The 26521-nt window shown below is 62.9% G+C and carries 24 protein-coding genes and 1 pseudogene; 14 read left to right on the forward strand and 11 right to left on the reverse strand.

The window, feature by feature from the left end:
• The first annotated feature begins 36 nt into the window (after positions 1–36).
• A complete protein-coding gene (locus AC0IYS_RS10710; protein ID WP_471705120.1) occupies positions 37–516 on the forward strand; it encodes a hypothetical protein in 480 nt (159 codons plus the stop codon).
• On the opposite strand, the gene AC0IYS_RS10715 is transcribed toward AC0IYS_RS10710, so the two are convergent.
• The 4 genes from AC0IYS_RS10715 to AC0IYS_RS10730 all read right to left on the reverse strand — a co-directional run bounded on the left by AC0IYS_RS10715 (position 491) and on the right by AC0IYS_RS10730 (position 5873).
• On the reverse strand, positions 491–991 hold the full coding sequence (locus tag AC0IYS_RS10715; RefSeq protein WP_471705121.1) for a tail fiber protein: 501 nt from the start codon (positions 989–991) through the stop codon (positions 491–493). The genes AC0IYS_RS10710 and AC0IYS_RS10715 overlap by 26 nt on opposite strands.
• Entirely contained in the window at positions 988–3981 is a 2994-nt protein-coding gene (locus tag AC0IYS_RS10720; protein WP_471705122.1) for a hypothetical protein, read from the reverse strand. The genes AC0IYS_RS10715 and AC0IYS_RS10720 overlap by 4 nt, the downstream gene beginning before the upstream one ends.
• Positions 3982–4067: 86 nt before the next feature.
• A complete protein-coding gene (locus AC0IYS_RS10725; protein ID WP_471705123.1) occupies positions 4068–5240 on the reverse strand; it encodes a trypsin-like serine peptidase in 1173 nt (390 codons plus the stop codon).
• Between the two features lie 9 nt (positions 5241–5249).
• Positions 5250–5873: a hypothetical protein gene (locus AC0IYS_RS10730; protein WP_471705124.1), complete on the reverse strand. Its 624-nt coding sequence runs from the start codon at positions 5871–5873 to the stop codon at positions 5250–5252.
• 296 nt (positions 5874–6169) lie between these two features.
• Between AC0IYS_RS10730 and AC0IYS_RS10735 the strand changes: the two genes are divergently transcribed.
• Entirely contained in the window at positions 6170–6337 is a 168-nt protein-coding gene (locus AC0IYS_RS10735; RefSeq protein ID WP_471705125.1) for a hypothetical protein, read from the forward strand.
• 20 nt (positions 6338–6357) lie between these two features.
• Here the strand turns inward: AC0IYS_RS10735 and AC0IYS_RS10740 are convergent, their stop codons facing one another.
• Positions 6358–6546 carry a hypothetical protein gene (locus AC0IYS_RS10740; protein ID WP_471705126.1) on the reverse strand — a complete coding sequence of 63 codons (189 nt, stop codon included), beginning with the start codon at positions 6544–6546 and terminating at the stop codon, positions 6358–6360.
• Between the two features lie 197 nt (positions 6547–6743).
• On the opposite strand from AC0IYS_RS10740, the gene AC0IYS_RS10745 reads away from it, so the two are divergent.
• The 5 genes from AC0IYS_RS10745 to AC0IYS_RS10765 all read left to right on the forward strand — a co-directional run bounded on the left by AC0IYS_RS10745 (position 6744) and on the right by AC0IYS_RS10765 (position 12136).
• Positions 6744–6884 (forward strand): hypothetical protein, encoded by a 141-nt coding sequence (locus AC0IYS_RS10745; protein ID WP_177196792.1) that lies wholly within the window; start codon positions 6744–6746, stop codon positions 6882–6884.
• A gap of 131 nt (positions 6885–7015) precedes the next feature.
• Positions 7016–7381 (forward strand): hypothetical protein, encoded by a 366-nt coding sequence (locus AC0IYS_RS10750; RefSeq protein WP_471708842.1) that lies wholly within the window; start codon positions 7016–7018, stop codon positions 7379–7381.
• An 85-nt stretch (positions 7382–7466) separates the two neighbouring features.
• Positions 7467–10955 carry a response regulator gene (locus AC0IYS_RS10755; protein WP_471705127.1) on the forward strand — a complete coding sequence of 1163 codons (3489 nt, stop codon included), beginning with the start codon at positions 7467–7469 and terminating at the stop codon, positions 10953–10955.
• A gap of 149 nt (positions 10956–11104) precedes the next feature.
• A complete protein-coding gene (locus AC0IYS_RS10760; RefSeq protein WP_471705128.1) occupies positions 11105–11587 on the forward strand; it encodes an acyl-CoA thioesterase in 483 nt (160 codons plus the stop codon).
• 15 nt (positions 11588–11602) lie between these two features.
• Positions 11603–12136 carry a hypothetical protein gene (locus AC0IYS_RS10765; protein WP_471705129.1) on the forward strand — a complete coding sequence of 178 codons (534 nt, stop codon included), beginning with the start codon at positions 11603–11605 and terminating at the stop codon, positions 12134–12136.
• A gap of 203 nt (positions 12137–12339) precedes the next feature.
• Here the strand turns inward: AC0IYS_RS10765 and AC0IYS_RS10770 are convergent, their stop codons facing one another.
• On the reverse strand, positions 12340–12792 hold the full coding sequence (locus tag AC0IYS_RS10770) for a VOC family protein (RefSeq protein WP_471705130.1): 453 nt from the start codon (positions 12790–12792) through the stop codon (positions 12340–12342).
• A gap of 330 nt (positions 12793–13122) precedes the next feature.
• On the opposite strand from AC0IYS_RS10770, the gene AC0IYS_RS10775 reads away from it, so the two are divergent.
• The 6 genes and pseudogenes from AC0IYS_RS10775 (at position 13123) to AC0IYS_RS10800 (ending at position 21586) form a co-directional block, all read left to right on the forward strand.
• Positions 13123–14166 carry an SDR family NAD(P)-dependent oxidoreductase gene (locus AC0IYS_RS10775; RefSeq protein ID WP_471705131.1) on the forward strand — a complete coding sequence of 348 codons (1044 nt, stop codon included), beginning with the start codon at positions 13123–13125 and terminating at the stop codon, positions 14164–14166.
• 234 nt (positions 14167–14400) lie between these two features.
• A pseudogene (locus AC0IYS_RS10780) lies at positions 14401–15956 on the forward strand (FAD-dependent oxidoreductase).
• A gap of 36 nt (positions 15957–15992) precedes the next feature.
• Positions 15993–17768, forward strand: coding sequence for a monovalent cation:proton antiporter-2 (CPA2) family protein (locus tag AC0IYS_RS10785; protein WP_471705132.1), 1776 nt, complete (start codon positions 15993–15995; stop codon positions 17766–17768).
• 15 nt (positions 17769–17783) lie between these two features.
• Positions 17784–18800: an alpha/beta fold hydrolase gene (locus AC0IYS_RS10790; protein WP_471705133.1), complete on the forward strand. Its 1017-nt coding sequence runs from the start codon at positions 17784–17786 to the stop codon at positions 18798–18800.
• 2 nt (positions 18801–18802) lie between these two features.
• Positions 18803–19807, forward strand: a complete 1005-nt coding sequence (locus tag AC0IYS_RS10795; RefSeq protein ID WP_471708843.1) for an ankyrin repeat domain-containing protein — start codon at positions 18803–18805, stop codon at positions 19805–19807.
• A 183-nt stretch (positions 19808–19990) separates the two neighbouring features.
• Complete coding sequence (locus AC0IYS_RS10800; protein WP_471705134.1) at positions 19991–21586, forward strand: alpha/beta hydrolase; 1596 nt, start codon at positions 19991–19993, stop codon at positions 21584–21586.
• Between the two features lie 66 nt (positions 21587–21652).
• Here the strand turns inward: AC0IYS_RS10800 and AC0IYS_RS10805 are convergent, their stop codons facing one another.
• From AC0IYS_RS10805 to AC0IYS_RS10815, 3 genes are all read right to left on the reverse strand, one after another.
• Positions 21653–22303, reverse strand: a complete 651-nt coding sequence (locus AC0IYS_RS10805; protein WP_471705135.1) for a hydrolase — start codon at positions 22301–22303, stop codon at positions 21653–21655.
• A 175-nt stretch (positions 22304–22478) separates the two neighbouring features.
• Positions 22479–23096, reverse strand: coding sequence for a response regulator transcription factor (locus AC0IYS_RS10810; RefSeq protein ID WP_471705136.1), 618 nt, complete (start codon positions 23094–23096; stop codon positions 22479–22481).
• A 12-nt stretch (positions 23097–23108) separates the two neighbouring features.
• Entirely contained in the window at positions 23109–23876 is a 768-nt protein-coding gene (locus AC0IYS_RS10815) for a nuclear transport factor 2 family protein (protein WP_471705137.1), read from the reverse strand.
• Between the two features lie 176 nt (positions 23877–24052).
• On the opposite strand from AC0IYS_RS10815, the gene AC0IYS_RS10820 reads away from it, so the two are divergent.
• Positions 24053–25063: a zinc-binding dehydrogenase gene (locus AC0IYS_RS10820; RefSeq protein WP_471705138.1), complete on the forward strand. Its 1011-nt coding sequence runs from the start codon at positions 24053–24055 to the stop codon at positions 25061–25063.
• Positions 25064–25090: 27 nt separating this feature from the next.
• On the opposite strand, the gene AC0IYS_RS10825 is transcribed toward AC0IYS_RS10820, so the two are convergent.
• Together AC0IYS_RS10825 and AC0IYS_RS10830 are read right to left on the reverse strand one after the other, a co-directional pair.
• Positions 25091–25549 carry a VOC family protein gene (locus AC0IYS_RS10825; RefSeq protein ID WP_471705139.1) on the reverse strand — a complete coding sequence of 153 codons (459 nt, stop codon included), beginning with the start codon at positions 25547–25549 and terminating at the stop codon, positions 25091–25093.
• A gap of 41 nt (positions 25550–25590) precedes the next feature.
• Entirely contained in the window at positions 25591–26490 is a 900-nt protein-coding gene (locus AC0IYS_RS10830; RefSeq protein ID WP_471705140.1) for a pirin family protein, read from the reverse strand.
• Positions 26491–26521: the final 31 nt, after the last annotated feature.

Genomic DNA, 26521 nt, shown 5'->3' on the forward strand with positions numbered 1-26521 from the left:
ATCGGCGCGCGGCGGCACAGTGGCGAGGAGAATGACATGAGTGGAGACAGGCTGGTGATGGAAGCGGGCATCGAGGCGGGGGACGATGCGCTGCCGAGCCTGGAGTTCAGCATCAGTCTGAACGAGGAGCATGTGTTTTTGGCGCTGAGCCGGGGTGGACGCACGGTGTGCGACCTGGGCGAACGCGCCCATCATTACTGCCTGCTGACGTTGGCGCGCCGGCGCCTGCGCGACGCCGGCGACCGCCACGACGCGACCAGCCAGGGATGGCTGGCCAGGAAGGAGCTGGGCCGCATGCTCGGACTCGATCCGGCCCATCTCAACATCCAGCTATTCCGGCTGCGCAGCCAGTTGTCGCGCGTGTGGCCGGCCGATGTGCCGATGCCCGAGGTGATCGAATGCCGGCGTGGCGAGGTGCGCATCGGCGCGCTGGCGTTCCGCATCGCGCGCGGCCTGCAGCACGAGGGCGGCTGGCGGCCCGCGACCGGCCTTAGCGATAGCGGATCAGGTAGTTGACCGCGATGTTGATCGGGCGCGTCTCGTCGCCGGCCACCGCCGCCGGCTCGGGCGGGCCGGTCTCGCCCTTGATCAGCGCCTTCAACTCGCCCGGCTCGCCGCCGGTCAACGGCGACACGCTGCTCGGCGCCTGGTAGGCGTGGGTATGGGTCTGCAAGGCGCATTGCTGGGTCGAGCCGACGCCACCCTTGAGCGCGGCGTCGAAGTGGGCGGGACCGACGCGCTGGTCGCGGTCGGGATCGATGTTGCTATCGGGCGAGGTGCCGCGCAAGAACATGCCGCGCAGGTCGGGCAGCGCGAAAGCGCCGTCGCCGCCGCCGTAGCGGATGCCGAGCACCCGCGCCAGCTCCGGGTATTTGTCCATTGGCAGGGTGCGCCCGTCGCACAACAGCCACCCCTGGCGGATGACATAGGCCAGCTGGTGCGGGTGCTCGAGCGGTCCCATGTAAGGGCAGATGCCGCCGACCGGGGTCATGCCTGCCCCCGCTCGAACACCGGCAGTTCCTGGTCTTGCTGCAGCAACGTCATGGTGGTCGGGATGCGCAGCTCCCACACCCGGCTGCGCGTGCCGCGCGGCCGCTCGGCCATGCCGCAGCGCTTGAGTTCATTGAGCAGGTCGACCGATTGCCCCACGACCGGCGCCAGCGCGTCCTCGCCGTACCACAACATGCCGCTGTCGAGGAAGCACGACAAGGCCAGGCTATGCCGCGGCCGCACCGGCAGCAGCACCCGCACCGCGTGCGCGGTCGTCAACCTGAGCAGCAGGTTGTCCTGGCCGTCCGCAGCCTCGCCAGCGCGCTCGAAGCCGTTCGGCGCGCTGAACGCAAAGCTCATCTCGTTCCATTCGAATGCCTGCTGGAAGAACTGGCGGTAGCGTCCCTGGTTGACCGGGGGCAACTCAGCCGCGCCGATGCGGTCGAGCGCGCGCTGCCACATGGCTTGCCGCATGCACGCCATCAGCGCCTGGCGCACCATGCGCTCGGCGGCCAGCGGATTGGCGGCATCGCCCTCGACTGCCACGCCGATCGCCGCCAGCCAGGCGGTCTGGCGGCTATGGTAAGCGGCCTGGATCGCCTGGTAAAACGCGAGCTGCCATTGCTCGAGCGTGTCGCCGGCCGGCGTGGCGGCGACGTCGACGCTGGCGACCACCGCCGGCGCGGCCGGGGCGCTGCCGTCGCCGGCGCCGGCGGCTGGCGCCGGCGGGAGCAGCAGCATCACCGGCAACGTGCCGCGCTCATCGCGCAGCGCGATCGTCGCGCTGCCGTTGCCGCTCGCGCCGGGCGCCCCGGTGACCGCGATGCTGAAGGGGGTGGTGCCCACCAGCCCCCGGATCGGGCCCGGTTGGCCGGCCGCGCCGAAGCTGACGCTGATGGTGGCGCTGGCGGCCTGGTAGCCCGGCGGGATCGTTATCAGGCGCGCACAGCCGGAGGCTTGATCCAGGGTGGCGCTGAGGACGACCTTCGGGGCCGGCGGCAGCGTGACGTCGCGCGGCTGGTAATACTCGATCAGCGCGGCGTAACCGGCGGCCGACGCGGCGTCGGGGGAAATGTCGGTGTGGCGCCGCACCCCGAACGATTCGGGCGTGCGGGGTTCGCTGAGCGGCTGGCCGTCGCCGCCCAGTTGGCCGTCCAGCATGGCCGCCGGCGACACCAGGTTAAATTCCAGCATCAGGCGGTGTCCGTAGTTCTCGACGTGGGCTTCGTAGATCTTGTCGACCCAGCGGTGGATCCCGCGCGTGTTAGCGTCGAAGCGGCTGCCGTCGATGCGGCTGACGGCCACGCTCTCGCGTTCGTGCAGGCTGCTGCTGGCGCGCTCCCGTTCGGTGCGCCGCCCGAGCCGGGTGGCCGCGCGGCGGGTGATGTCGCGGGCGTAGCGGGCGGCGGCGTCGACCGTGCTCACCTGTGGTTTGCCGTCGGCGTTGGGACCGATCTCGATCGACTCGGCGGCGGTGGCGTCGGCCGGCGGGCCGTAGACGGTGCTGCCGCTGAGTTTGAACTCGGTGGCCAGCGAGCGGTTCGCTTCTTCCTGGTAATCGGTCTGGCGCTCGTCGTCGGCGTCGTCGCGCAAGTCGTCGTCCCGCCCCCGGTGGATGTCGCTGTGGCTGCTGCGGCTCAATTCCCGGCGGGTGGTTTCCCGGGTCTCGCCGCGCATGACGTTGTCGATCCGGCTGACTTCGCCCAGCGCATAGCACTTGAGGCGCTGGCGCACCAGTTCCAGGTCGCCGATCGCATACGGCGCGAAACTGTCCTGCCGGAACGTCTGGGCCGATGGCAACCCCTGCGAGGGCGGCATCGGGAACAGCTCCGAAGGCAGGATCAAGGTGGCGGCCAGGCCGTCGGCGATGCGCGACGGCGGCCAGCGGGTGGCGGCCCGGTGGTTGCCGACTTCGTGCGCGCCATCGTCGCCGGTGTCGCCGCCATGCCCGCAATTGTCGCTATCGTCGCTATCGTCGCTGTGGTCCGTGTCCTCGTCGCCCTCGGCCAGCAGCGCCAGCATGCGCGAGAGCAGGCGCGCCATGAGCAGCGTCTGGATCAGCAGGTCGAGTTGACGGTGACGGTTGCCGAGCACGATCATGAGGGCGAACACGCTGTTCCAGCAGCACTGCAGTACCTGCTCGGCCGGGTCGCCCGCCAAGGTGTGCCGCAACATAGTCCAGTCGCAGCGCAATTCCCGCTGCACGATCTTGCGGAATTGTTTCATGTCGGTCGCCGGCTTGGCGCGCAGCGCGCTGTGGCATGCCGCGAGCCGATTGAACGGGGGCGGCAATCGGCTGACGTCGGCGACGAACGGAGAGAGATATTTTTGCGAGGGGGCGTCGATGTAGGACACCGCCAGCGTTTCCATCGGCAGGCGTTGGCCGGCCTGCACCAGCGCCGCCAGCAGCCGGTAGAGGTTGGGTTTGGCACCGGCGGTGGCAGGCAGGCCGCCTGGCGGGGCGATATATGACACGAAGCGGTCTTCTTTTTCCTGCGCGGTGATTCCCGGCCACGGGCGCAGGTACACATATGCGAACAAGTCGGTGTGGGCGGCGCCGTGGATCACGGCGCCGCCGATCAGGTCGTCCACCGGCGGCTCCGTCGGCGTCGGTACGGGCGCCGGCGTGGGGGTGGGGGTGGGGGTGGGCGTCGGACATGGCGTCGGACCTGGCGCGGGGCAGGGCCCGTCCTGCCATAAAATATAGGTTTGTTCGTTGGCGTTGCGCAAGGCCAGGTCCAGCACGATTTGGCGGATGCCGTCGGCGTTGCCCAGCAAGTACACGCGGCCGCTCACGAGCTGCTTGTTTTGCTCGCTGCGCAGGCTGAAGGGAACCGCTGGAATATGGTCCGGGGTTTGCCGAATCAACGTGGCTTCGACTAACAGGGTGCCGCTCCACCACATCCGCACGTCGCAATAGCCGTTGGCGTCGCAACTCCAATGCACGTTGAACTCGTCGAAGCTGCGGCTGCCCGATGGATGGTTGTTCATGTTGGACCTGTTTGAATAGTTGGGTTTCAGGGAAAGCGCGGACGCCCGGCATTTTCAGGCGGGCGGCCGCGCCGTGTGGTCGACGGTTAGGGTAGCCAGCCTTGGATGTTCGCCAGCGAGGTGGAGGTGATCCGGTGGCCGATGTTGTACAGGTCACCGGAGCCGGCAGCTTGGTCGTGTACGCCGATGATCGTCAGCGGACTTGCGTCCGTGAGCGTGATCGCCGTGCCGCTGGCGCCCGGCTTGGTGCTAATCGCGTAGCGCAGTTCCAACGCCGTTGAGTCGCTGATGTTGCCTTTGCCGAGGTACATGGCGCGCCCGTCGCTCTGGTCCCACCAATAAAGGCCGGCGAGGCTGACGGCGGCGTTCGGATTCAAGTCCCCGTCGCCGAGCGCGACGACGTCGGGCATGGTTGCGTCGTTGGGCAGCAGCGTGGCCTTGGTTTCCAGTCTGACCACGGCGTAGTCCTCCTCGATCGGAACGTCGTCGATGGGAGTGCTCTGGTTGGGACAGTGCCAGCTTGTGGCGGCCACATCTTCCAGTTGTCCCATCTTGTGGTTTTCGCGGGGGTAAAAACGTACCGCAAAACACTTCATTTTGGTGGTGTCGCGAACGTTGTGGGCAGCCGTGAGGAGCGAATAAATCGTGGTGTCGGAGTCTCCGGTTTTGGCTTTGGCGCCGATGATCGTGGCGCTCCCGTAGTAAGTTTCCGGCACGTCGTCCGCGCCTCTGAAATCCATCTCCAGCCGTCCGACGAAATAATAAGGCGCCGTATTGGCATCCACCACCCGTGTCGGCGTGTTGCCCGGGATCGGTTTGTAGAACTTGTCGATGGGATCCCACGTGTCGAGGATCTGATAGTTGTACAGGTCGGCGGGATCGTGTGCGACCGCGGCCAGCAGTTGCCAGTCGGGCTCGATGCCGGAGGCCGGCGGCGCCAGGAGGACGACACCGTACACCGGTTTGCTGTTTGGATCCGGCCGGACGCTGAAATTCAGTTGCAGATCGGTGATGGATAACACTTGGTCCACGATCGAATCGCCGTTCAGGGTGACGATGATTTGATAGCTGGGTGCGTCGCCGTTCAGTTTTTGGTATTGGATCTGCGTGTTGAAGCCACCTCCCGCGTCCCATATCAGGAAGGCTGCCGGTTGCGCTGCTGGTTTGTCGGTGCTCATGTCGATTCCTTGATTGAATGACGGCCGCGCCGGGCGGCCCAGTGTCGTCTTGAGACGGCCGGCGGACAGGGCGCCGGCCATGGATGGCTATTAGCGCGTGGTGATCTGGTAGCCGGTCCACATCGAACCTTCCACCGTGATGACGTCGCCCTCGAGCACCGCCGTTTCAGTGGCGCTGATTTCGGCGTCGACCAGGCGGGCACCCTTGTTGACGAATTGGGCGACCACCGCGACGTAGTAGGTCGAACGGGTGTCTTCCATGCGCTTGGCGCTCGGCCACAGCACTTGCGGTGGATAGATCTCGTCGCCGTCCATGGTGATGTGGCTCCACACGCCGGTGCCGAACTTGTTCTCCATGACGACTTCGTTGAGCACCAGGTCGTCGAAGCTCTGGGTGATGGTGGCGCCGGTGGAGCGCTGGTCCTGCGAGGTTTCGCTGCCGATGATGAAGCGCGCCGTGTTTTCCCCGAACTTCAGCACCTGGGTTTTGTTGCCGGCATTGGGATCCTGGCGCTCGTTCGGATCGAGCGAGTAGGTGGCGAACGCCTCGAAGTATTGCGGGATGTTGACCAAGGTGCTGCCACCGCTCGGCGGCGGCGAGACGATTTTCCACGCGATCGTGTTCAGATCCGGGTTGGACACAGGTTTTTTGTACAGCGCGATGCGCACAACTTCCGAACCGGTGGTTTTGTTGACGAAGGTGAGTGAGGCCATGTGGATGCTCCGGTGATGGTGAGCAGAGGTCATCTCTGCGGCGGCACCGAATGGCGCCGTTAAGTCATCATCTACCGGTCCGGACCCCGGAGCCATTACCGGGGATTACAAGCTATTACCGGGCGTTACATGTGTTGCCAAAAGTTTACAAAATCGACATCCTTCACCGTGCCAGCCACCACAGGGGGTGTTTGCGCCTTGCGTGTGGTGGCGCACTTAACGGCGCAACCGACGGTTTGAGAATCGCGTATCGAGGTCCATTGTGGTTATTGAACCTATTTAACGGAGGACTTGCCATGAGCGCCATAGACATCAACGACGTGCCCCGGCACGCGCACAGCACACCCGATCCAGAGGTGCCGCCGCCGCAGCCGGAAAAAGATCCGCCACCGGACAATATGCCGGTGCCGGACCAGGCGCCGATCGAGGAACCGACGCCGAAGGCGCCGCCGCTCAAGGTCTGAGCGGTAAGCCGGCGGCGTTATTACGGGCGCGGCGGCTGCTTGGGCTTGCCGTGCCCGCTGTCGTCCGGCAGCGGCGGAATGCTTTTGATGGCCTCGTCGGTCTCGCGCTGACCCGGCGAGCGTTCGCCGCTGCCGATGTCGGCTTCGTCAAGCATATGGCCGCCTTCGGCGGCATGGTCGTTGCCGTGTGGTTTGGTTGGTTGATTCATCATGGACTCCGTGGTTGACTGAAACCCATGCTAGCAGCTTGACGCCGGGACCGGCGCGCGGTGGACGGCGCCGGAAAGCGTGGTGATCGTTGCTCGACAGATACAAATTTAAATGTTTGTGTTGAGCGTCACACTGCCGTCATGAAACTGTTCCTATAATTTAGTCATGTCATCGTTTTTCGTTCACGGAGAGCATCATGGGCAATTCCTTACACAACAAAATCTACCTCGGTCGTCGTCGTAGTGTCGTGTTAAGCACGAAGCGTGTCCAAGCCCTGATTTGCATCGCCGCCTTCGCCAGCATCGGCCTGGTGTGGCTGGCGATCCGGGCGCTGTAAAGGTCCATTCCGCCATTGTCGCGGTGGGGCGGGCGTTTCATCGTAAACGCATTGGCGGCGCATTTTCTTGCCGTCATCCCGCCGGGCGCGTACCATGAGGGCCGCAGCAGTCTCTTATGGAAAAAATGGCAATGAAGAACGAGAAATTAACGCAGGACGAATACAACGCGCTGGACGAAGTCAAACGCGGTATCAAAGGCGAGCGCGTCAGCGCTTGCGTCGGTCGCAACACCAAGCGCCTGGCCGGCATCAAACTGTTCACCATCGCCAAGAACGGCCGCATTTCGCTCACCGACAAGGGTGAGGAAGTGTTGTTCCTGCGCCGTTGCATCCTGGGCTTGCGCGCCATCGAGGCCGATCCCGCCAGCCCGCTCGACGCCGACGTGGCCCTGTTCCTCGGCAAAAAATCCCACATCGTTCCCCGCGCCGAAGGCGGCTTCGAGCTCAGTGACAAAGGCCGCGAATCGCTGGCCGATATCGCCAATCAAGGCTTGTGATAAAAAAACGCTCCGCTGGAGCGTTTTTTTGATGTATTGTAGTAATAAATGAGCAACTGGCGCAAATGAGAGCCCGCATCCCGTGATGAGAGTCGAGACCCTTCGGAAATTCAGAAAGCTGTTTGGCGTACTGGTGGTCGCCGTCGCCGTCGCCTTGTTGATTGTCTTGCTGGGTATCGGGCACGTCCTCAACCAGAGCCGCCTGCGCTACTATGCCTCCGCCGACGAGACCTCGCGCAACCTCGCCATCACGCTGGAAAAATTCCTCAACTCGCATTTCCTCGAGGTGGACCTGGCGATGCGCCGCGCCGGCGTCGAGTTCCAGGCCATGCACGCGGCGGGGCGCTTCGACAACGACAAGTTCAGCGCCTACCTGCGCTCGCTCAAGGAGCGCATCCCGCAGGCCGACGCCGTGCGCGGCGCCGACGCCGCCGGCCGCGTCATCTATGGCGAGCGGGTCGATCCGGCCAAGCCGCAGGACCTGAGCATCCGCGAATTCTTCCAGCGTGCCAAAAGCGAGCAGGAGCTCATCATCGGCACGCCCGCCAGGTCGCGCATCAGCGACGAATGGGTGTTGCCGCTGGCGTTTCCGCTCACCATGCCGGACGGCGGCTTCGGCGGCGCCGCCTATGTGCTCATCAACAGCGCGCGCCTGACGGCGGCCTTCGCGGCGCTCAATATCGGCGAGCGCGGCGCCATTGTGCTGCTGGACAACCGCAAGCGCGTGCTGCACCGCTATCCGGAAGCCGAGGACATGCTCTTTGGCAGCACCATCAAGGTCAACGCCATCACCCAGCGCATCATGGACGGCAAGGCGGACCGTGGCACCTACACGGTCATCAGCCCGCGCGACAACCTCGAGCGCACCTTGAGCGTCTCGCGGGTGGGCGCCTATCCGGTCTACGTGGTGGTGGGGCTGGCCAGCGACGATTTCCTGGCGCCTTGGCGCAAGGAGGTGCGCAACGCCGCCATCTTCGCCTCGCTGCTGCTGATCCTGGCAGCGGCTTTGCTGATGAGCATGCGCTTCGGCTTGCGCAAGCAATTCCAGTCGGTTGAGCAGTTAATTGAAAACAAGCAGGCCTCGCAAGAATTGTTGACGCAGCTGACGGCGTCGGAGTCGCGCTGGCGCTCGCTGACCGAAGGCTTGCCGCAGATGGTGTGGACCGCCACGCCGAACCTGCGCGTCGATTTCCTCAGCCATCACTGGGAAGAGTTCAGCGGCATTCCGCCCGAGCAGATGCTGGGCGACGACAACTGGGCCAGCGTGATCCACCCGGACGACATCGCCGCGATGGCGGCGGCCTGGCGCCAGGCCAGCACCGAGGGCACCGAGTTCCGCTGCGACTGCCGCATGCGCCGCCGCGACGGCATCTGGCGCGTGTTCGACAACCACGCGCTGCCGCAGCGGAACGCCGACGGCGTCATCGTCAGCTGGGTCGGCAGCAGCACCGACCGCACCGAGTCGCGCGCCTCGCGCCTGGCGCTGCAGCAGGCCAAGGAGGAGGCGGTGCAGGCCGGCCGCGCCAAATCGGAGTTCGTCGCTAACATGAGCCACGAGATCCGTTCGCCGATGAATGCGGTGCTGGGCATGCTGCAACTGCTGCAGCAGACCGAAATGAGCGAGCGCCAGCAGGACTACACGTCCAAGGCCCACTCGGCCGCCAGCGCATTGCTGGGACTGCTCAACGACATCCTCGACTTTTCCAAGGTGGAGGCGGGCAAGCTGGCGCTGGACCCGCATCCGTTCCGGCTCGACAAACTGTGGCGCGACCTGGCCGTGATCCTGTCGGCCAACGTCGGCAGCAAGAATATCGAGGTGCTGTTCCGCATCGATCCGGCGCTGCCCGATCTGGTCGTCGGCGACGGCCTGCGGCTGCAGCAAGTGCTGCTCAACCTGGCCGGCAACGCCATCAAATTCACCGAGCACGGCGAGGTCCTGGTGTCGGCCAGGCTGCTCGCGCGCGACGGCAAGCGCCTGTCGATCGGCTTTGCGATCCGCGATACCGGCATCGGTATTTCCGAGGAACAGTGCCGGCACATCTTCGACGGCTTCTCGCAGGCCGAGGCCTCGACCGCGCGGCGCTATGGCGGCACCGGACTGGGCCTGGCGATCAGCCAGCGGCTGGTGGCGCTGATGGGCGGCACGCTCGGCGTCGACAGCACGCCGGGCAAGGGCAGCGTGTTCGATTTCACCATCGAGTGCGAGGCGGCGGAGCAGCAGCCGGCGCGCGAGGCGCAGCCGGGCACGCAACCGTCCGACGAGCTGATGCGCGACCTCAAGTGCCTGGTGGTTGATGACAACCCGGTCGCGCGTGTGGTGTTGAGCGAAATGGCCGGCTCGTTTGGCTGGCAGGTGGATCTGGCGGCCAGCGGCCAGGAGGCGCTGGCCGCCGTGTCGGAACAGGTGGCGCAGCAGCGCGCCTACGATGTGATATTCATTGACTGGCGCATGCCGACGCTGGACGGCTGGGAAACGAGCTGCCAGATCCGCAAGCTGGCGCCGTCGGGCAAGATGCCGCTGATCGTCATGGTCACCGCGCACGACCGCGAACTGCTGGCGCAGCAGCACGAGGATTTGTCGCCGGTGCTCGACGGTTTCGTGGTCAAGCCGGTCACCGCCTCGATGCTGTTCGACGCCGTGGCCGACGCCCGCATGGAGCGGCGCGCGCCGCTGTCGCTGGTGTCGGTGCCGTCGAAGCAGCGGCTGGCCGGCTTGCGGCTGCTGCTGGTGGACGACAATCCGGCCAACCAGCAGGTCGCCAGCGAGCTGCTCGGCAACGATGGCGCGCGGGTCGAGGTGGTCGGTTCGGGCCCATTTGCAATCGAAGCGGTCACGCGCGGCGGGCCGATGCCGGACCTGATCTTGATGGATATCCAAATGCCGGAGATGGACGGCTACGAGGCGACGCGGGAAATCCGCCGGCTGCTGGGCGCGGGCGCGCCGCCGATCGTCGCCATGACCGCCAACGCCATGGCCGCCGACCGGGTCGCCGCGCTGGCGGCGGGCATGGTCGACCACGTCGGCAAGCCCTTCGATCTCGCACAGCTGATCGACGTGATACTCAAACATGTGGGGCGCGGGGCCGGGCCGGCTGGTGTGGCGGAGGTGGCGGCGGTTGCCCCAGTCCCAGCGCCAGCCGACAAAGCAGTCGACGCAGCTCCTGTCGCCGCTGTTGCCGCCGACAGCGGCGCCATGCCGCTGCCCGAGGCCGGCCTGAACAGCACTGCCGCGCTCAAGCGCATGGGCGGCTTGCAGCCGGTCTATCTGATGGCGCTGCGCAGCTTCACCGGGGAGTCGGTCAAGCTGGCGACGCAGTTGCAAGAGGCGCGCGCCGCCGGCGATGCCCAAGCCGCGTTGCCAGTGCTGCACACCCTCAAGGGATTGTCCGGAACGGTGGGCGCGGACCGAATGGCGGCGTTGGCGCAGTTGGCCGAAGCGGCGTTGAAAGAGGGCGCCTCTGCACGCGCCTGGGATCAGCTGGGCCTGGTGCTGGACGGTGTCCCCGGCTTAATCGGCGACATCGAACAAGTAGTACGCCAGCTAACTCCCGCAGCACCGAGAACCCAGGCATGACCCGACATCGGCAACCGCCACCGACCCAAACACGATCTGAACCACGTAGGGCGGATTAGCGAAGCGTAATCCGCCATGCATGCGTCACCGCCAACGCATCCACCACGTGATCAAACAACGATTTTCAAAACTAAACCAGGGAGCAAACAATGGAAAAACCAATGACGTGGTCGGCCCACGAACTGAGCATGACCGTGCTGATGACCCCGGACATGGCCAACTTCTCCGGCAACGTCCACGGCGGCACCATCCTCAAGTATCTGGACAGCGTCGCCTACGCCTGCGCCAGCCGCTATTCGGGCAGCTACGTGGTGACGTTGTCGGTGGACCAGGTGATGTTCCTGCAACCGATCCACGTGGGCGAGCTGGTGACGTTCCTGGCCTCGATCAACTACACCGGCCGCACCTCGATGGAAGTCGGCATCCGCGTGGTGACGGAAAACATCCAGCAGCGCCTGGTACGCCACGCCAACAGCTGCTACTTCACGATGGTGGCGGTCGATGCCAGCCGCAAGCCGGTCGAAGTGCCGACTTTGGTGCCTGAATCCGAAGAGCAGAAGCAGCGCTGGGAGCAGGCGCTGCTGCGCAAACAGTCGCGCCAGATGGTGCACGATGGCGCGCGCAAGGGCTGATAGCCGAAGCGCGCGATGCATCGCTTACTGAGCGCCCTATGCCTGCTGGCGGCCTTCGCGTCGCCGGCCTCCGCTTGCTTTTTGATCACCAGTAATGAGGAATTCGCGCCAGCGGCGCCGGCGAACTTCGAGTGGGACAAAGTCAAACTGAGTTCGGCGCTGCCGGCGCCGGTGTTGAAAGTCGAGCGTCTGGAACGATTGCCCTATATCCCGACCGATTATCGTGAACGGATCGAAGCCTGCCGGTCGGGCAATGTCAGTGTGCGTATCTACTGGCCTCGGGGCGCCAGGGCGAAACTTGACCATATCGGCTTTCGGTTCAAGATGCTGACCAAGGATAGTGGGCTTGCAGTGGAGGACGTGCCCGTGACGGGCGTGCGGGAAGGCGAATCGATGCGCTTCGATTTCCTGCTGTTCGAGTCGCCGTACGTCACGAACAAGCCACTGGTGATGAAAATGGAGGTCTACGCTGTCAATGCGAAACGGCAGCGTGGGCCGGCGAGCATGCTTGTATTGCAGGCGCCGGTGGCCCGGCCCGTCGAGAAGTAGCGTTGAAGTGCACTTGCGGTGACTCGGTCTGATATGTTTTGTCTAATGAGTTTAAGTTGCCGCTCCGCAGCCAAAACCGGTCGCTCAAGTAATCACCCATTAAAACCTCACGCCGATGATGCAGCGCCCAGCTGATGCCGAAGTTATTCTCCGTCTTACGTCTACCAGATACAACCAAGATAAAGTATTCTCTGACAGACAGTTCACTCCGGATGTTGCATAAGTTCTATGGTGTGGCCGTCCGGTCCTCGGGTGTAGACCATGATTGTTCCGCTAGGCGCAGTTTGCGGTTCGCCGGTTGCCGTCCATCCATAAGGGGCCATGCGATTTAGCATTGCGCGAAGATCGGTCACGGCAAACGTCAAATGAGCCGAACCGACGTCGCATGGACGTTGTTTCAAAACCACGCGGTCTTCCGGCGAATCGTACTCAATCAGCTCAACTCTATATCCATCGGGACCCTCTAGGAGAGCGTTTCTTAAATAAGCCCCCGGCACCCCGACCACTTGTTCCATCGCGTGCCCACCGCCAAGCTCTTTGCGGTACACGAGTTGAAAGCCGAGGACCTCAGTCCAGAAATCAAGTACGCCATTGATCGACGCGACAGTCAGCCCAGTGTGCTCGGTGCGCAATACGGTAGAGGTTTGGTCGTTCATAGGTGCATCCTGTTAACAGTCGAGGCCGCAGATTTATGCGAGAGTTAAGAATCCAGTCTGGATTTCCCGCCTTACTTTAACAGATGACCGTTATGGGGCGGAAGCCGCCGGTCCGGCGATCATGTTGGATGGCACTCAGCAGGCTCCATGCTGGCCGCCATCGGTTGAAGCACATCATCGCAAGGACCAATTCGCAATCAACCACGCATGCAGCGCGCGCTTCGCCCCCCCTGGGCGCTTGCCGGCCTTGTTCCATAAGGTATCGAACGCGTGCGCCTGCGGCGTATTGGGTAGCATTGTCGACATCGTTTGTCGTTTTCCGGAGTTCAAATGATGGCCTTCTACGAGACTCTGCAGCGGGCCGCGCTGCGCCTGCTTTTACTGTCGTCATTCCTCGCCTTGAGCGGCTGCGCCAGCCTGTCTACGGCTGATCAGCAGAACGTCGCCGGCAAAACCTATGTGATCACGGGCGCATCCAGCGGCTTCGGACGTGGCGTCGCGCTCAGGTTGGCTGGCATGAAAGCCAATGTGGTGCTGGCCGCGCGCCGCACCGATGTGTTGAACGAGGTCGCCAGCCAAGCGCAGGCGGCCGGCGGCACGGCGCTGGTCGTCACCACCGACGTCTCGAAACCGGACGACGTGCGCAGGCTCGCCGATGCCGCCGTGCAGCGCTTCGGCCGTATCGACGTCTGGATTAACAACGCGGCCGTCGGTGTGATCGGCGCCTTCGATACCGTTCCCGTCGAGGACCATGCGCGCGTGGTCGACGTCAACCTGAAGGGCGTGATCTACGGCAGCCACGCGGCGCTACGCCAGTTCCGCAAGCAGCGCGCGGGTGTGCTGATTAACATCGGCTCGGTCGAGAGCGAAGTCCCGTTGGCCTATCACGCCTCGTATTCGGCGACGAAGGCGGCGGTGCTAAGTCTGGGGCGTGGCCTCAACGAGGAGTTGCGCCTCGCCGGCCTGCGCGGTCCGATCGAGGTGGCGACCGTGATGCCCTGGGCGACCGACACGCCGTTCTTCGAGCATGCCGCCAATTACACCGGCCGCACCGCGCGCGAGCCGGCCATGGATCCGCCGGAGAAGGTGGTCGAGTACATCGTCTACACTTCCCTGCATCCGAGCGAGGAGGTGCCGACCGGCTGGAAGGCACGCGCGGCGATTTGGTCGCACCACCTCGCGCCGGACCTGACCGAGCATGTGTCGGCCAACATCTCGCACACATCGCAGATGGAGCATGCGCCTCCGACCCAGCCGCCAACAACCGGGTCGCTGTATGAGCCGATGCAAGGCGGTACCGGGGTCGATGGTGGCGTGCGGGCGCGCATGGAGCGCGAAGATGCGGAGCGTCAGAAGGCCGAGCAGCGGCAGTAAGCTGCGCTGACCACCTCGATTTCCTCCTCGTCCTGGCGTGCCCAAGAAGAAATCAGGTCATGCGTTGCTCAAACTGTTACTCAGCATCGCAGGCGGCGGCACTAGCGCTTTCATAGCTGGTGCGTCATATTCTCGGGTTGGGACGACATCGACCGGGAGCAAAGCGTGGAGAAGATTGGGCAGGATTTATTGGCGTTGCAGCGGACACCGTTGGCGGAATCCCACATTGCCGCGATGCGCAAGGCGGGCACCGAAGTCCTTTACCTCGCCGGCACTGTGCTGGTCAGGCCCGGCGACCCGGTGGAGACGTTTGTCTACGTCGAAGAAGGCGAGATCGAGATCGTCGACGCCTTCACCGGAGAGCGGCTGATCCCCGCGACCCTCGGACCGGCGCAGTTCATGGCGGAGATCGCCTTCCTCGCGGGCGGCAGCTGGTCGATGGCGTTTCGCGCTGCCAGCGATACCAGGGTAATCGAGGTGCCCCGCACCGCCATGCTGGCGTTGATGGCGCATGTGCCCGAGATGTCGGACATTATTATCACCGTGCTTGCAGCGCGGCGCCGCAAGCAGCTGGAGACCGGACTCAGTTCCCTGGTGCTGATCGGCGAGGAATCGCACCGGGATATCCGACGCATTGCCGAGTTCGCGGCGCGCAATCGCGTTCCGTATGCTGCCCACGCGCTGGGCAGTGCCGAAGCGCAGGCGGTGGCGCTGAGCGCCCGCGCCGACCCAACCAGGCCCGCTGTGATCTTCGGCAAAGACATGGTCATTGCCGATCCGACGCCGGAGAAGATTGCGCGGTTGATCGGACTGAATCAGGATCTCATCAACGACGAGGCCGTCGATGTGCTGATCGTTGGCGGCGGCCCGGCGGGCGTCTCGGCAGCCGTCTACGCCGGCGCGGAGGGACTGAGCGCGCTGGTGGTCGAGGACATCGCCATTGGCGGTCAGGCCGGCACGTCCAGCCGGGTCGAGAATTACATGGGTTTCCCGACCGGCATTTCCGGCGCCGACCTGGTCTGGCGCGGCCAGGTGCAGGCCATGAAGTTCGGCACGCGCTTCGCGATGCCGCTGCGCGTCGAGGCATTGGAGAAACTGACAGACGGCAGTTTTTGCGCCACGTTCAACAACGGAAAACGGATCCGGTCCAATGCGGTGGTGATCGCCACGGGCGTGCAATATCGCCGGCTGCCGATCGAACGCCTTGCCGAATTCGAAGGCGCGGGGATTTACTATTCCGCCACCGAGAACGAGGCGCGCTACTGCCGCAGCACGGAGGTGATTGTCCTCGGCGGCGGCAACTCGGCCGGACAGGCGGCGATGTTCCTCAGCCGCGTCGCCGCGCGTGTCCGGCTGCTGGTGCGGGAAACTCGCTTGCCGCCTCGATGTCCAGCTACCTTTCCAGCCGTCTTGAGGCCGATCCCGCCATCACCATCGACTACGGCGCCCAGGTCGTGGCCGTGCATGGCGAGGAGCGTATGGAAGCGGTCACCATCCGTCGCGGCGCTACCGACGAGACAGTCGACACCTGCGCCATGTTCGTGATGGTCGGCGCCATGCCGAATACCGCATGGCTTTCCGATCTGGTGCAGCTGGACCACAAGGGCTTCGTGCTGACCGGCGCGGCGGTGCGGGCCGCTTCCCCGTACGCGGCCTCCTGCCCGGGCGTGTTCGCCGTTGGCGACGTGCGTGCCGGGTCGGCCAAGCGCGTCGCCGCGTCGGTCGGCGAAGGCTCGGTGGTCATCTCTGGTGTCTGGGATTACCTCAACCGCGCGCTGAGCGCATCCTGACGACGTGTTGGTACGTAAATTGAGGAAGGTAGCTTGATGGCCGATTCCAGCCTGGGGCAAACGCTCGGACCCGTGGTCGTCCTGATGGGGGCGGCGGTAATTGCAGTGCCCTTATTCCGACGGCTCGGCCTTGGATCGGTACTCGGCTATTTTGCCGCCGGCATGCTGATCGGTCCATCGGCGCTCGGTTGGGTGGCGAACGCGCAGTCCATCATGCACATCTCCGAGCTCGGCGTGGTGATGTTTCTCTTCGTCATCGGACTGGAGCTGCGTCCGCATAAGCTGTGGGCGATGCGCAGCCAGATCTTCGGCCTTGGCCTTGCGCAAGTCGTTGCGGCCATCGGCACGTTGACGCTGACCGCCTATGCCATTTTTGGCTTCGCCGCGCCAGCCGCCTTCGTGGCGGGCGCAGGCTTCGTTCTGTCGTCGACCGCCGTCATCATGTTGCTGCTACAGGATCGCGGCGAGCTCTCCAGCACGGAGGGGCAGAAGGCCGTATCGATACTTCTGTTCGAGGATCTGATGATCGTGCCGCTCCTGGCCATGGTCGCCTTGTTGTCGCCACTGGCGCAGGAGCGGGCGGGATGGCCCGGTATGTTTGCCGCCCTTGCGGCCCTGTTGTCGCTGCTGGCGCTGTCGCGCTGGGGCCTTAACGCCTTCTTCGCTTTGCTGGCTCAGGCGCGAACGCGCGAGGTGTTGACGGCGGGCGCCTTGCTGGTCGTTATTTGCGCGGCGCTGCTCATGGAGTCGGTCGGCTTATCGATGGCGATGGGGGCGTTTCTGGCCGGCGTGATGCTGTCGAATTCCAGCTACAGGCATCAGATCGAAAGCGATATCGAGCCTTTCCGTGGCTTGCTGATGGGGCTGTTCTTTCTCGCGGTGGGCATGTCGCTCGACTTGTCGATAGTCGCGGCGGAATGGCCCTTTCTATTGTCCCTGCTGTTGGCGTTCATGCTGGCCAAGGGGACGGGGGTGTACGCGATAGCGCGCGTGTTCGGGGCAGGCCGGCACCAGTCCCTGCATCGCACGTCGATGTTCCTGCAAGGCGGAGAATTCGCCTTCGTGCTGTATTCGGCGGCGCTGTCGGCCGGCATTTTCGATGCCAGAACCAACGCGCTATTCGCCACGGTGGTCATCCTGTCGATGGCGGCCTCGCCGGTTTTGATGATCGCCGCAGACCGTTTGTTGCGGCAGGAAGTCTCGATGGACGGGGTGGAAAGCGCCAGGGATTTGAACGGACGGATGCTGGTCATCGGTTTTGGCAGGTTCGGCCAGATCGCTTCCCAGATTTTATTGTCCAGTGGCGTCAAGCTCTCCGTCATCGATAAAGATCCCGAGCGTATCCGTGATGCGGAACGCTATGGCTTCAAGGTATTTTTCGGCGAAGGTACCAGGCTGGCGTCGCTGCGGCACTCCGGTGCCGCCGAAGCCGATGCGATTATGGTGTGCGTCGACGATCCCACGGCGGCGCTACAGATCGTGCAACTGGCGCAACGGGAATTCCCGCAGGCCAGACTGCTGGTGCGTAGCTATGATCGTGCCCATGCAATCGAACTGATACGCGCGGGAGTGGATTATCAAATCCGGGAAACGGTCGAATCAGCCTACCTGATGGGCGCGGAAGGCTTGCGCGCGCTGGGCTACTTACAGGCCGGCGTTGAGGAGGCTGCTAACGATATCCGTCAACGCGATGCCGAGCGACTGTCCGAGCAAGTGCATGGAACCCCGATGTCGGGTCTGGACCGGCTGCATTTCCCCATCATTCCGGAGCCGTTGCACCAGCCATCGGTGCCGAAATCCCATTCTAAATAAATCGCAGGTGTCACGATGCAAAATGATATCGTCAAGGTTGACTCAGCAAGCCATCCGTCCGCTCCCGCGCAAGGCATGGACATAGCGGCCAATGGCCATACGATCCACGTGCTCACGCAGGGGCGCGGACCGGCCGTCCTGTTTTGCCACGGCTTCCCCGACACTGCCGAGACCTGGCGGTGTCAAATGCAGGCCGTGGCGGCGGCCGGCTATTGCGCGGTGGCGCTCGACCTGCGCGGCTTCGGCAAAAGCTACGCGCCCGCTGATATCGATCTCTATACTTCGCTGCACGTGGTGGGGGATTTCGTCGCGGTGCTGGATGCGCTGGGCATGGAAACAGCCGTGCTGGTCGGGCACGACTGGGGTGCGGATTATGCGCAGCGTGCCGCCGTGATGCGCCCCGACCGCTTCCGGGCGATCGTCAGCCTGAGCATTCCATTCGCGCCGCGCGGCGAGATCAGTCTGTGGGACCAGCTGCGCCAGCGGGGTCTGGCGCGGCGTTATTATTCCATGAGTATGGTCGAGCCGGACGCGGGCGCACGCTTCGAACCCGCCGCGACTTCGATTCCGGCCATTTTGTACTGGCTTTCCGCCAGTCCACCGTCCGGCCAGCGGTGGGATCCTGTCAATCCTGAATTGCACATGCTGCGGCCGGCACCCGCCACCGTGCCGGACTGGGTCGACCAGACTTACCTTCAGCGCACGATACGCGCCTTTGAACACAGCGGTTTCGACACGGGTCTGAACTATTACCGTGTCGTGCAAAAGACGTTCGACCTGACCGCCACTTTCAAGAACGCGCTGATACATCAGCCTTCGCTGTATATCTGGGGTGCAGCTGATGGCTTATGCAGATTCTTTCATCCCGACGGCCCGACGCTGGAAGAATCCAGAAAGGTGCAGCCGGGCTTGATGGACATCATCCGCCTGGACAATGCAGGACACTGGATCCAGCACGAGGCGGCAGATCGGCTCAATGCCGAACTGATCAAGTTCCTAAAAGCGATTGAATCAAGTAAAGCGGAGGTTTGAACATGTTGGAAACTGCAATTCGGGAGGGCAATTTGGCGACGGTAACCGGTCTGCTGCGTACCGGCGCCAATCCCAACGGGCGCAATGCACAGCAGCTCACGCCGCTGATGATTGCCGCCGGTCTTGGCCAGTCGCAGATGGTGGAACTATTGCTGACCGCCGGCGCGGAAGCGCAGGCGCTGGAACCGCGCATGGGAGCGACAGCGCTGCATAAAGCGGCACAATCGGGCAATGCCGATGTCATCGCGCTATTGCTCCGGCATGGCGCCTTCATCGATCAACAGTCGCCGATACTTGGGCACACCGCTTTGATGGACTCGGTGTTGCACAAGCAGGAGGAAGCGGTTTGCGCGCTGCTGGAGCATGGCGCGAAGACAGCAATTCGCAACCATACGCAACAGACGGCACTGGACCTGGCAAAATCGGACGGCCTCGAGGCGATCGCAAACCTGATCGAAGCTCGCAGCGCTGCGGATGGCGAGCGGACGAAGTCCTTTCCCTGGATCGCCGCGATCAAAACAGGGAATATAGACGAGGTGATGCGTTTAATCGCGGCGGGCAGGACTCTTAACGAGCGAGCGCCGTCAGTAGGCGGCCTGGATGATGGCTATACCCCGTTGGGGCTGGCGGCGCGCGAAGGACAGACGGAAATCGTCAGGCTACTGCTGAATGCCAACGCGGACATACGCCGGGTGACCGGAACAATGCGCGGCACGCCAGTCCATGAGGCCAGCTATTTCGGCCATGCCGACGCGTTGCGCGTGCTGACGCGGGGCGGCGCGACAAAAGCCGAGCTCGATGCGCAGGGCCCCTACAACGGCTACACGCCTTTGCACGACGCGGTATGGCACGGCCACCTGGAGGCCGCGCATGTGCTGGTGGACGCTGGAGCGCCGCTTGATTTGAGGTCGGACAGCGGTCTCACGCCACTGGCGCTGGCGCAGCGCTATGAATATCACGACCTGGCGCGATTCCTCGTTCATGCGGCCTCGCTGCTACCGCGTTGAGATTTAACGCCCATGTGGCCCGTAAGAATTCTGCCGCGAGAACAGTAGGGCGCATTTGCCAGCTTGCACGGTTGAACAGCCCACGATGACGCAATGCTGAGCTGTTCTACTGGTTTCCGTGGCCGGGCCCCGCCAGCGACCGCCAGGTCGCGTACCGGGATTTTCAAGATGAAGGACATATAAATGAAGAAATTTAGTCTGCGTCGGACCTATCGAGTAAAGCCGCACATAATCAGGGCGGCATCCCTATCGGCCATGGCGCTTGTGCTCGGCGCTTGCGGCGGTTCGCCCGACACCGTGCGGCCGCAGGAGCCCGGGACTGTTCCAGAGGGACTGGCGCGCTTCTACAGTCAGCGGCTCGATTTCGGGTCGTGTGATGGTTACGCTACCACCAGTGCGGACGCCATTGCCTTCGCGAACAAGGAGTTCAAGTGCGCGCGCCTCGAAGTACCGCTCGACTACGCCAACCCGGGCGGAAGAAGCGCTCGGATCGCACTGCTAAAGGTGGCGGCGAAGGGCGGCCCGGGCATCCGGCTCGGCTCCCTGTTGCTTAATCCGGGCGGCCCCGGGTTCTCCGGCATGAGCTACGCGACCACCGTGGCCCGCGCATTGGCTGATAGTCCGATTACCAGGCAGTTCGATCTGATCGGGTTCGACCCGCGGGGAGTCGGCGCATCGACGCCGGCACTGGATTGTTTCACCGACGCCGAACGCGAGGCCGGCGCGACGCTCTCCACGCTCAACTCCGGGGTCGAGGACTATACCGAGGAAGGAACCCGCCAGTTATACAGCAAGTGTGCCCAACGGTCGGGCGGCGAGGACGTGCTGGCCCACGTTGGCACACGTGACGTGGTCCGCGACATGGACGTGCTGCGCGCCGTGCTTGGCGATCAAAAGCTCAGCTTCGCGGGCAGCAGCTACGGTACCCGGCTCGGGGCCGTCTATGCGGAAATGTTCCCCCAGAACGTCAGAGCCATGGTGCTTGACGGCGCCGTCGACCCCACCACCGGCACCGCCGCGCGCCGGCTTGTGCAGTTCGCGGGCTTTCAACACGGTTTCGATAATATGGCCGCTTTTTGTGCCAAGACGCCCGGATGTCCCCTGGGCACCGATCCCAAGCAGGCTACCGCCGCTTTTCAGCAACTGCTGCAACCGCTGATCGACAAACCGATCACCGGTGCGGACGGGCGCAAGCTCACCTATACCGCAGCGCTGAGCGGCCTGGTTCTTCCCCTTTACAGCGAGGAGGGCTGGCCGGCGGTAGTGCGAGGCATTGCTGACCTGAAGGCCGGAAACGGTAGAACTTTAATGATTCTTCGCGACCTGGCCCAATTGCGCAGTCCTGATGGAAGCTACGGCAATGGTTCCGAAGCGCAGCTGGCGATCGAATGTCTCGACGAGGAGCGCCATACTCCGGCGCAGGAGAGCGCGATCAAGCGCGCCGTGTTCGACGTCGCGCCTTTCCTTGCCACCGGACGGCCGGTTCAGGCCCGAGATCTGTGCGAACACTGGCCCGTCAAACCTACGCTGGGCTACCCCTACGCTCAAGATATCAAAGGTCTTCCCAAAACGTTGGTCGTGTCGGTGACGCGCGACCCGGCCACGCCACACGAGGGCGGTATCAGTTTGGCCAGGTCCCTTGGCGCCAGCCTGCTCACCGTCGAGGGTGAACAGCATGGCGTGGCCCTCATCGGCGGAAACGCTTGTGTCGACGGCATCGTCGCCGACTATCTCATCCACCTAAAATCCCCCGACCCGGATCGTCGCTGTACGCTGTAATCAGACGGGAGCGCACGCAGAGCCGGGAACAGCTGCCGTCTGGCGCTTTTCGCGGCTCTGCGTGAATCAACCGGCGTTGGCTGGAACCGGCGTGTTGAGCAGTTGCTGTTCCCAGATGTAGGCAATGCCACTACCACCACCATGCTGCTTGAGCACTTCGGTGATCGCGCCAGCCGAATCGCGGGCCCAATCGCGTTGCCATTCCGCCGCCAGCGCCATCCATGTCATCACGTTCACGCCGGCGGCGACCATGCGCTGAATGGCAATCTGATGTGCCTCGACAGAAACGCCGCCGGATGCGTCGGTGATGACGGTAACGTCCCAGCCTTCGCCGGCGGCCTGGATCGCTGGCATCGCCACGCACACTTCGGTCCACAGACCGGCGAGGATCAATTGTTTGCGTCCCGTGGCCTTGACCACGTCCACTACGTTGGGGTCCTGCCAGGTATTGATGAAGGTACGGTCGATGATTTCCTGGCCCGGGAAGACATCGGTAACCTGGGGAAACAACAGTCCACCCCGGCTTGCGACCACCGTCGTCAGAATGGTAGGAACATTGAAGGCTTTGGCAGCCTTGGCCAGACCAACGGTATTGTTAATTACCATTTGCGGCTCGTGGCTGTTGAGGTTCGCAAGCTGGTATGGCTGGTGGTCGATCAGCACGAGGATGGAATCTTCAGGACGAAGGAGGGAGTTAAGGCCGTTACGAAGAGTCATTATTTTTCCTAAACTGCTGGGGTGAATGAAAGGTTTCGCCAGGCTCCATGCACTCAAACATGTCCACTAGCGAAGTGAATTATGCTGTTGCGAATAACCGCGCGGTAGCCCCATTTCACGACGAGGTGTCCTTCATTGTCCGGAACGGTATCTTTGATTGGGCCCGGCCGTGGGTTCAGAGTTCAAGCAAGCCTCGTTTGATGGCGATCATCACGGCGTCTGTCCTATTGCTGGCACCGAGTTTGCAGAATAGATTTTTCAGATGGACTTTCACGGTATTTACTGCAATTCCCAGCAATTCACCGATGGTTTGATTCGTAAGGCCCCGCGCCACGCACGCTAACACCTCGACTTCCCGGCCGCTCAATTTCGGTGCGAGATCAAAACACAGATTTTCCACCAATCTGCGATCGATCCACCTTCGGCCGGCAGAGACGGCGCGAATTGTTTCAATTAACTCAGAAGTCGAGATATTCACCAGGAGAACCGCATAGGCGCCCGCCTCAATGAATTTTTTGATGGAAGTTCCATCCTGACTGGACGTTAATATGATTATTCGCATCGCTGTATCGGACGAACATATTTTTTTCAAGGTCGCAGTTGCAAAGGTTTCCGGATTGCAGACATCGATAATAACGATATGGGGCTGCGACCGGGTGTTAAATTCCAGCACAGCGCGCTCGCTGTCAATGTCACCGATGAGATGCATCGCCGGTTCTGCGGAGATAATACTCACAAGGCCATGCCGCATCACCGGTCGGTCGCTGACCACCAAAATTCTTGTATCTCGCATGCTGTCAGGAGATTAGGCGACGCGCGCGCCTTCCGCTGGATCAAACATGGAGACAGCGCCCATGACCTTCGATAGCGGTACTTCGTCCTGCAGCACGTCCCAGTGCTCGGCGAGCATTCCGTTCTCGATCCGGAACAAATCGACCACCACTTGCGGTTCCTCCGCCCAGCCGCGAATACGTCCGTGCAGGGCAACCAGGTCCCCCTCGGCGACGATGAGGCCGGGTTCGTAGTAGACCGCCTCCGACAGATTGGACACCAACTTCCGCAGCGCGTCGCGCCCTTGCGCAATGTTGGGGTTGTGCTGCACGTAATGAGGGGAGTAGAAGCGCTCCACCGCCGACGCATCACGTCGCTGGAACAGTGAGAGCATTGCCTCGAGCACGAGCGCCTTGTTGCGCTCGGGGCGATGATCATTCTCGACATCGGCTGGGCGGATAACCTCGAATGTCCCCGTCATCCGCATAAACTGACCGTTGGTCAGGGCCGCGTGTGAATGGATCAGTCCACGATCATAGTCCTGGACGTTCGTCACCGTGGCGCCATCGTGCTCTTGCCAGCTGACCGCGAAAAGACTGTTCCCCAAGGGGACGACATGTGTATCGACCACCTCGGTTCTGGCGAACGGTCCTTCCTTAATTTGGAACTCCAGTTGCGTTACCGACAGGAGCTTGATGCTCACTTTGAAGCTTGGGTAAGCGACGTCAATCTCTATGCCGACAGGGAAATTCTCTAACGTTGGTTGCATGTTTTCTTTTCCATAAAATTGTGGGGTGGGCATCGTGTCGATTCTGATTATGCTGAGTTATCAGTGGATGCGGTAGTGTCATTTCAAGACACGCTGTGGGGCGAAATCAGGAACGCGAATGTCACTCCGTATTAACTATCTGTTCCACTTTGAGCGAAGCAGTATCTCGGGTGCCGATACTGCCGCGGCGGAGGGGCGATGATATTCTGTTGGGTAAGCCCGAAGACGTATTTACGCGTTATCAACTTACATTGGAGAAGAAAATGCGAGCAGTAACTGTAACGGCGCAAGCCGGCGAGAAACGTCTATCGATTGTCGAATGCGACCCTCCGGAATCGACGTCTTCCGAGGTGACAGTCGCCGTTAAGGCCTTTTCACTTAATAATGGCGAGATCCGCGGCGCGCTGGCAGCACCTGCGGGCTATCGGCCAGGATGGGACTTCGCCGGGATAGTCGAGTCCGCCCCGACGGGATCGCCGTTCACACAAGGAGACCGCGTGGCAGGCCTGAAATTTGAAGGGTCCTGGGCCGAACGAGTCGTTGTGGCGCCGCGCTTGCTGGCGGCGGTTCCCGACGAAGTGAGCCTCGAAGTCGCTGCAACGTTACCCGTCGCGGGCGTGACGGCGCTGCTCGCCTTATCGAAAAAACCCGTGCGACGCGCGCAAAAGGTCCTGGTGACGGCGGCCACTGGCGGTGTTGGGATGTTCGCCATTCAGCTTGCGGCAGTGGCCGGCGCCCACGTGACAGCTTACGTTCGAAAGGAAGCCGACGCGTCGTTGTTGTCCAGCCTGGGTGCGGATTGCGTCGCTATCGGCGAGGACGAGGCGTTGCGGCGGGGGCCATACGATTTGATACTCGATGGGGTGGGGGGCCGATTGTTAGGGACCCTGCTGCAATGCCTGGCCCCCCGCGGCGTGTGCGTGCAGTTCGGCGACGCCGGCGGCGAGGAACTGACGACGTTCGATGCGAAGTTGTTCCGTTTGGGTTCTGGCGGCGCCTTCGGCGGAACGTCGCTTTACGGCTTCTTCCTGATCGAAGAGCTTACCCGCGACGAGAGCGGCGGCGCTGGTCCGCACCTCGACCAGCTCCTCTCGCTACTGCGGACGGGATTGCTGACGTCGATCATCGATCGAACACAATCCTGGCATGACATTGACGAGGTAGCGCGTGCGCTGATGAAGCGCCGGTTCAAGGGCAAGGCTGTCCTGCGCATCGATTGAACAGCGCCGGCTTGAATTGCTCCGGAATCAGCCGGTGACTTCTGCCAACTCGAACAGGTTACCGAACGGGTCGGCGAAGAACGCCAGTTTGCGACCGACCACCGGCAGCGAGAATGGCTCGGCGACAATCCGCACGCCGCGACGACGCAGCTCGGCAACGGTCTCCTCGACATTCGCTACGTTGAAACAAGTGTGGTGGTAGCCGGCCAGACGCAGGCTGTCGTCCAAATCGCTCCATGACGGCTTCGGCACTGGCTGCGGCGTACCGTCGCCGATGATCTCAATCATGAACTCGTCGTCGGCGGGCGCCAAGTAAGCGAGTCTCAAATCCTCGTGCGGCCAGATATGAACCACGCGGAAATCAAGTTTTTCGATGAACCAAGTCACGCTCGCATCGAAGTCCGGGACGCGCATGCCGACATGATTTCCGCGTAAGGCAGCCAGCGCTGCCGAGGGATTGCGGGGTGGAAAATTTACGATGCTCATGGTGTGCTCTTATGCTGTGGGATAGCCTGCGGATACGCACACTAGCCGCGAAAAATCGGAATATTGCCGTCGGGATTACGACGATCGCCAGCCTCGACCAGAAGCCCGCGCAGGCGTTCGATGTTCGCCTCGCCCCGGGCCAGGGAATCGGCAGATGTATGAACTGAATAGTTGCCCAGGTGGAGGTAATGCGGGTGCGGCGCGGCCGAGCCGATCACGAAGATGGTGTCGCTGGTCGGGCTCGCCTCTAAGGTGATCGGCTGCTGCGATTGTTGGAAGATGAGCATTTCTCCCGCGTCGGCAGGTGTGGCTCCGACGAGCCCGCCGGTGGCGACCGCCAGCCAGGAGACCGTTTGCGCCGCAGGCGGCAAGAATGTCCAGGACGTCCCTGCCGACAGTTTCAGCAGCAGGTAGGTGATGCCATCGGGCGAACGCGCCGGACTGCGCGCGCCGTCGTAGCTGCCGAGGATGACGTGCGCCGGCCCAACGGTCGGAACGTGCTGGGCTTCCACATACTGGCTGTCGACGTCCGAGTGCTCCAGCTCGGATGGCAGTGCGAGCCAGAGCTGGAAGCCCTTCGCTGTTGGCGAGGTGCCGCCGGAGAGTTCCTTGCCGTGCCACACCCCGTTACCAGCGCGCATCCATTCAAATCCGCCCAATCCAAGCTGGCCGGTGCCGTCGATGGCATCGTCGAAACGCAAATTCCCTTCGACGATCACGGTGATCGTCGCGATCCCGGAATGCGGATGAACGGTTAGCCCGCCGCGCGGATCGTGGAGGTCCAGGTCGAACAGATCGAGGAACACAAAGGGCTTGAGCTGGCGACCAAAATCCGAGGGACTCATCAAGCGGGTGATGGGGCCGTGCGTATGGCCGCGGGTGCGATAGGTCACGCGGCGAGGGCCGTCCGACGCCGGGGCAAGTTCGCTGACAGGGTTCATTTTGTTCTCCATTGAAAGTGGGTACGACTAC

The organism is Duganella sp. AC237 (assembly GCF_979254035.1).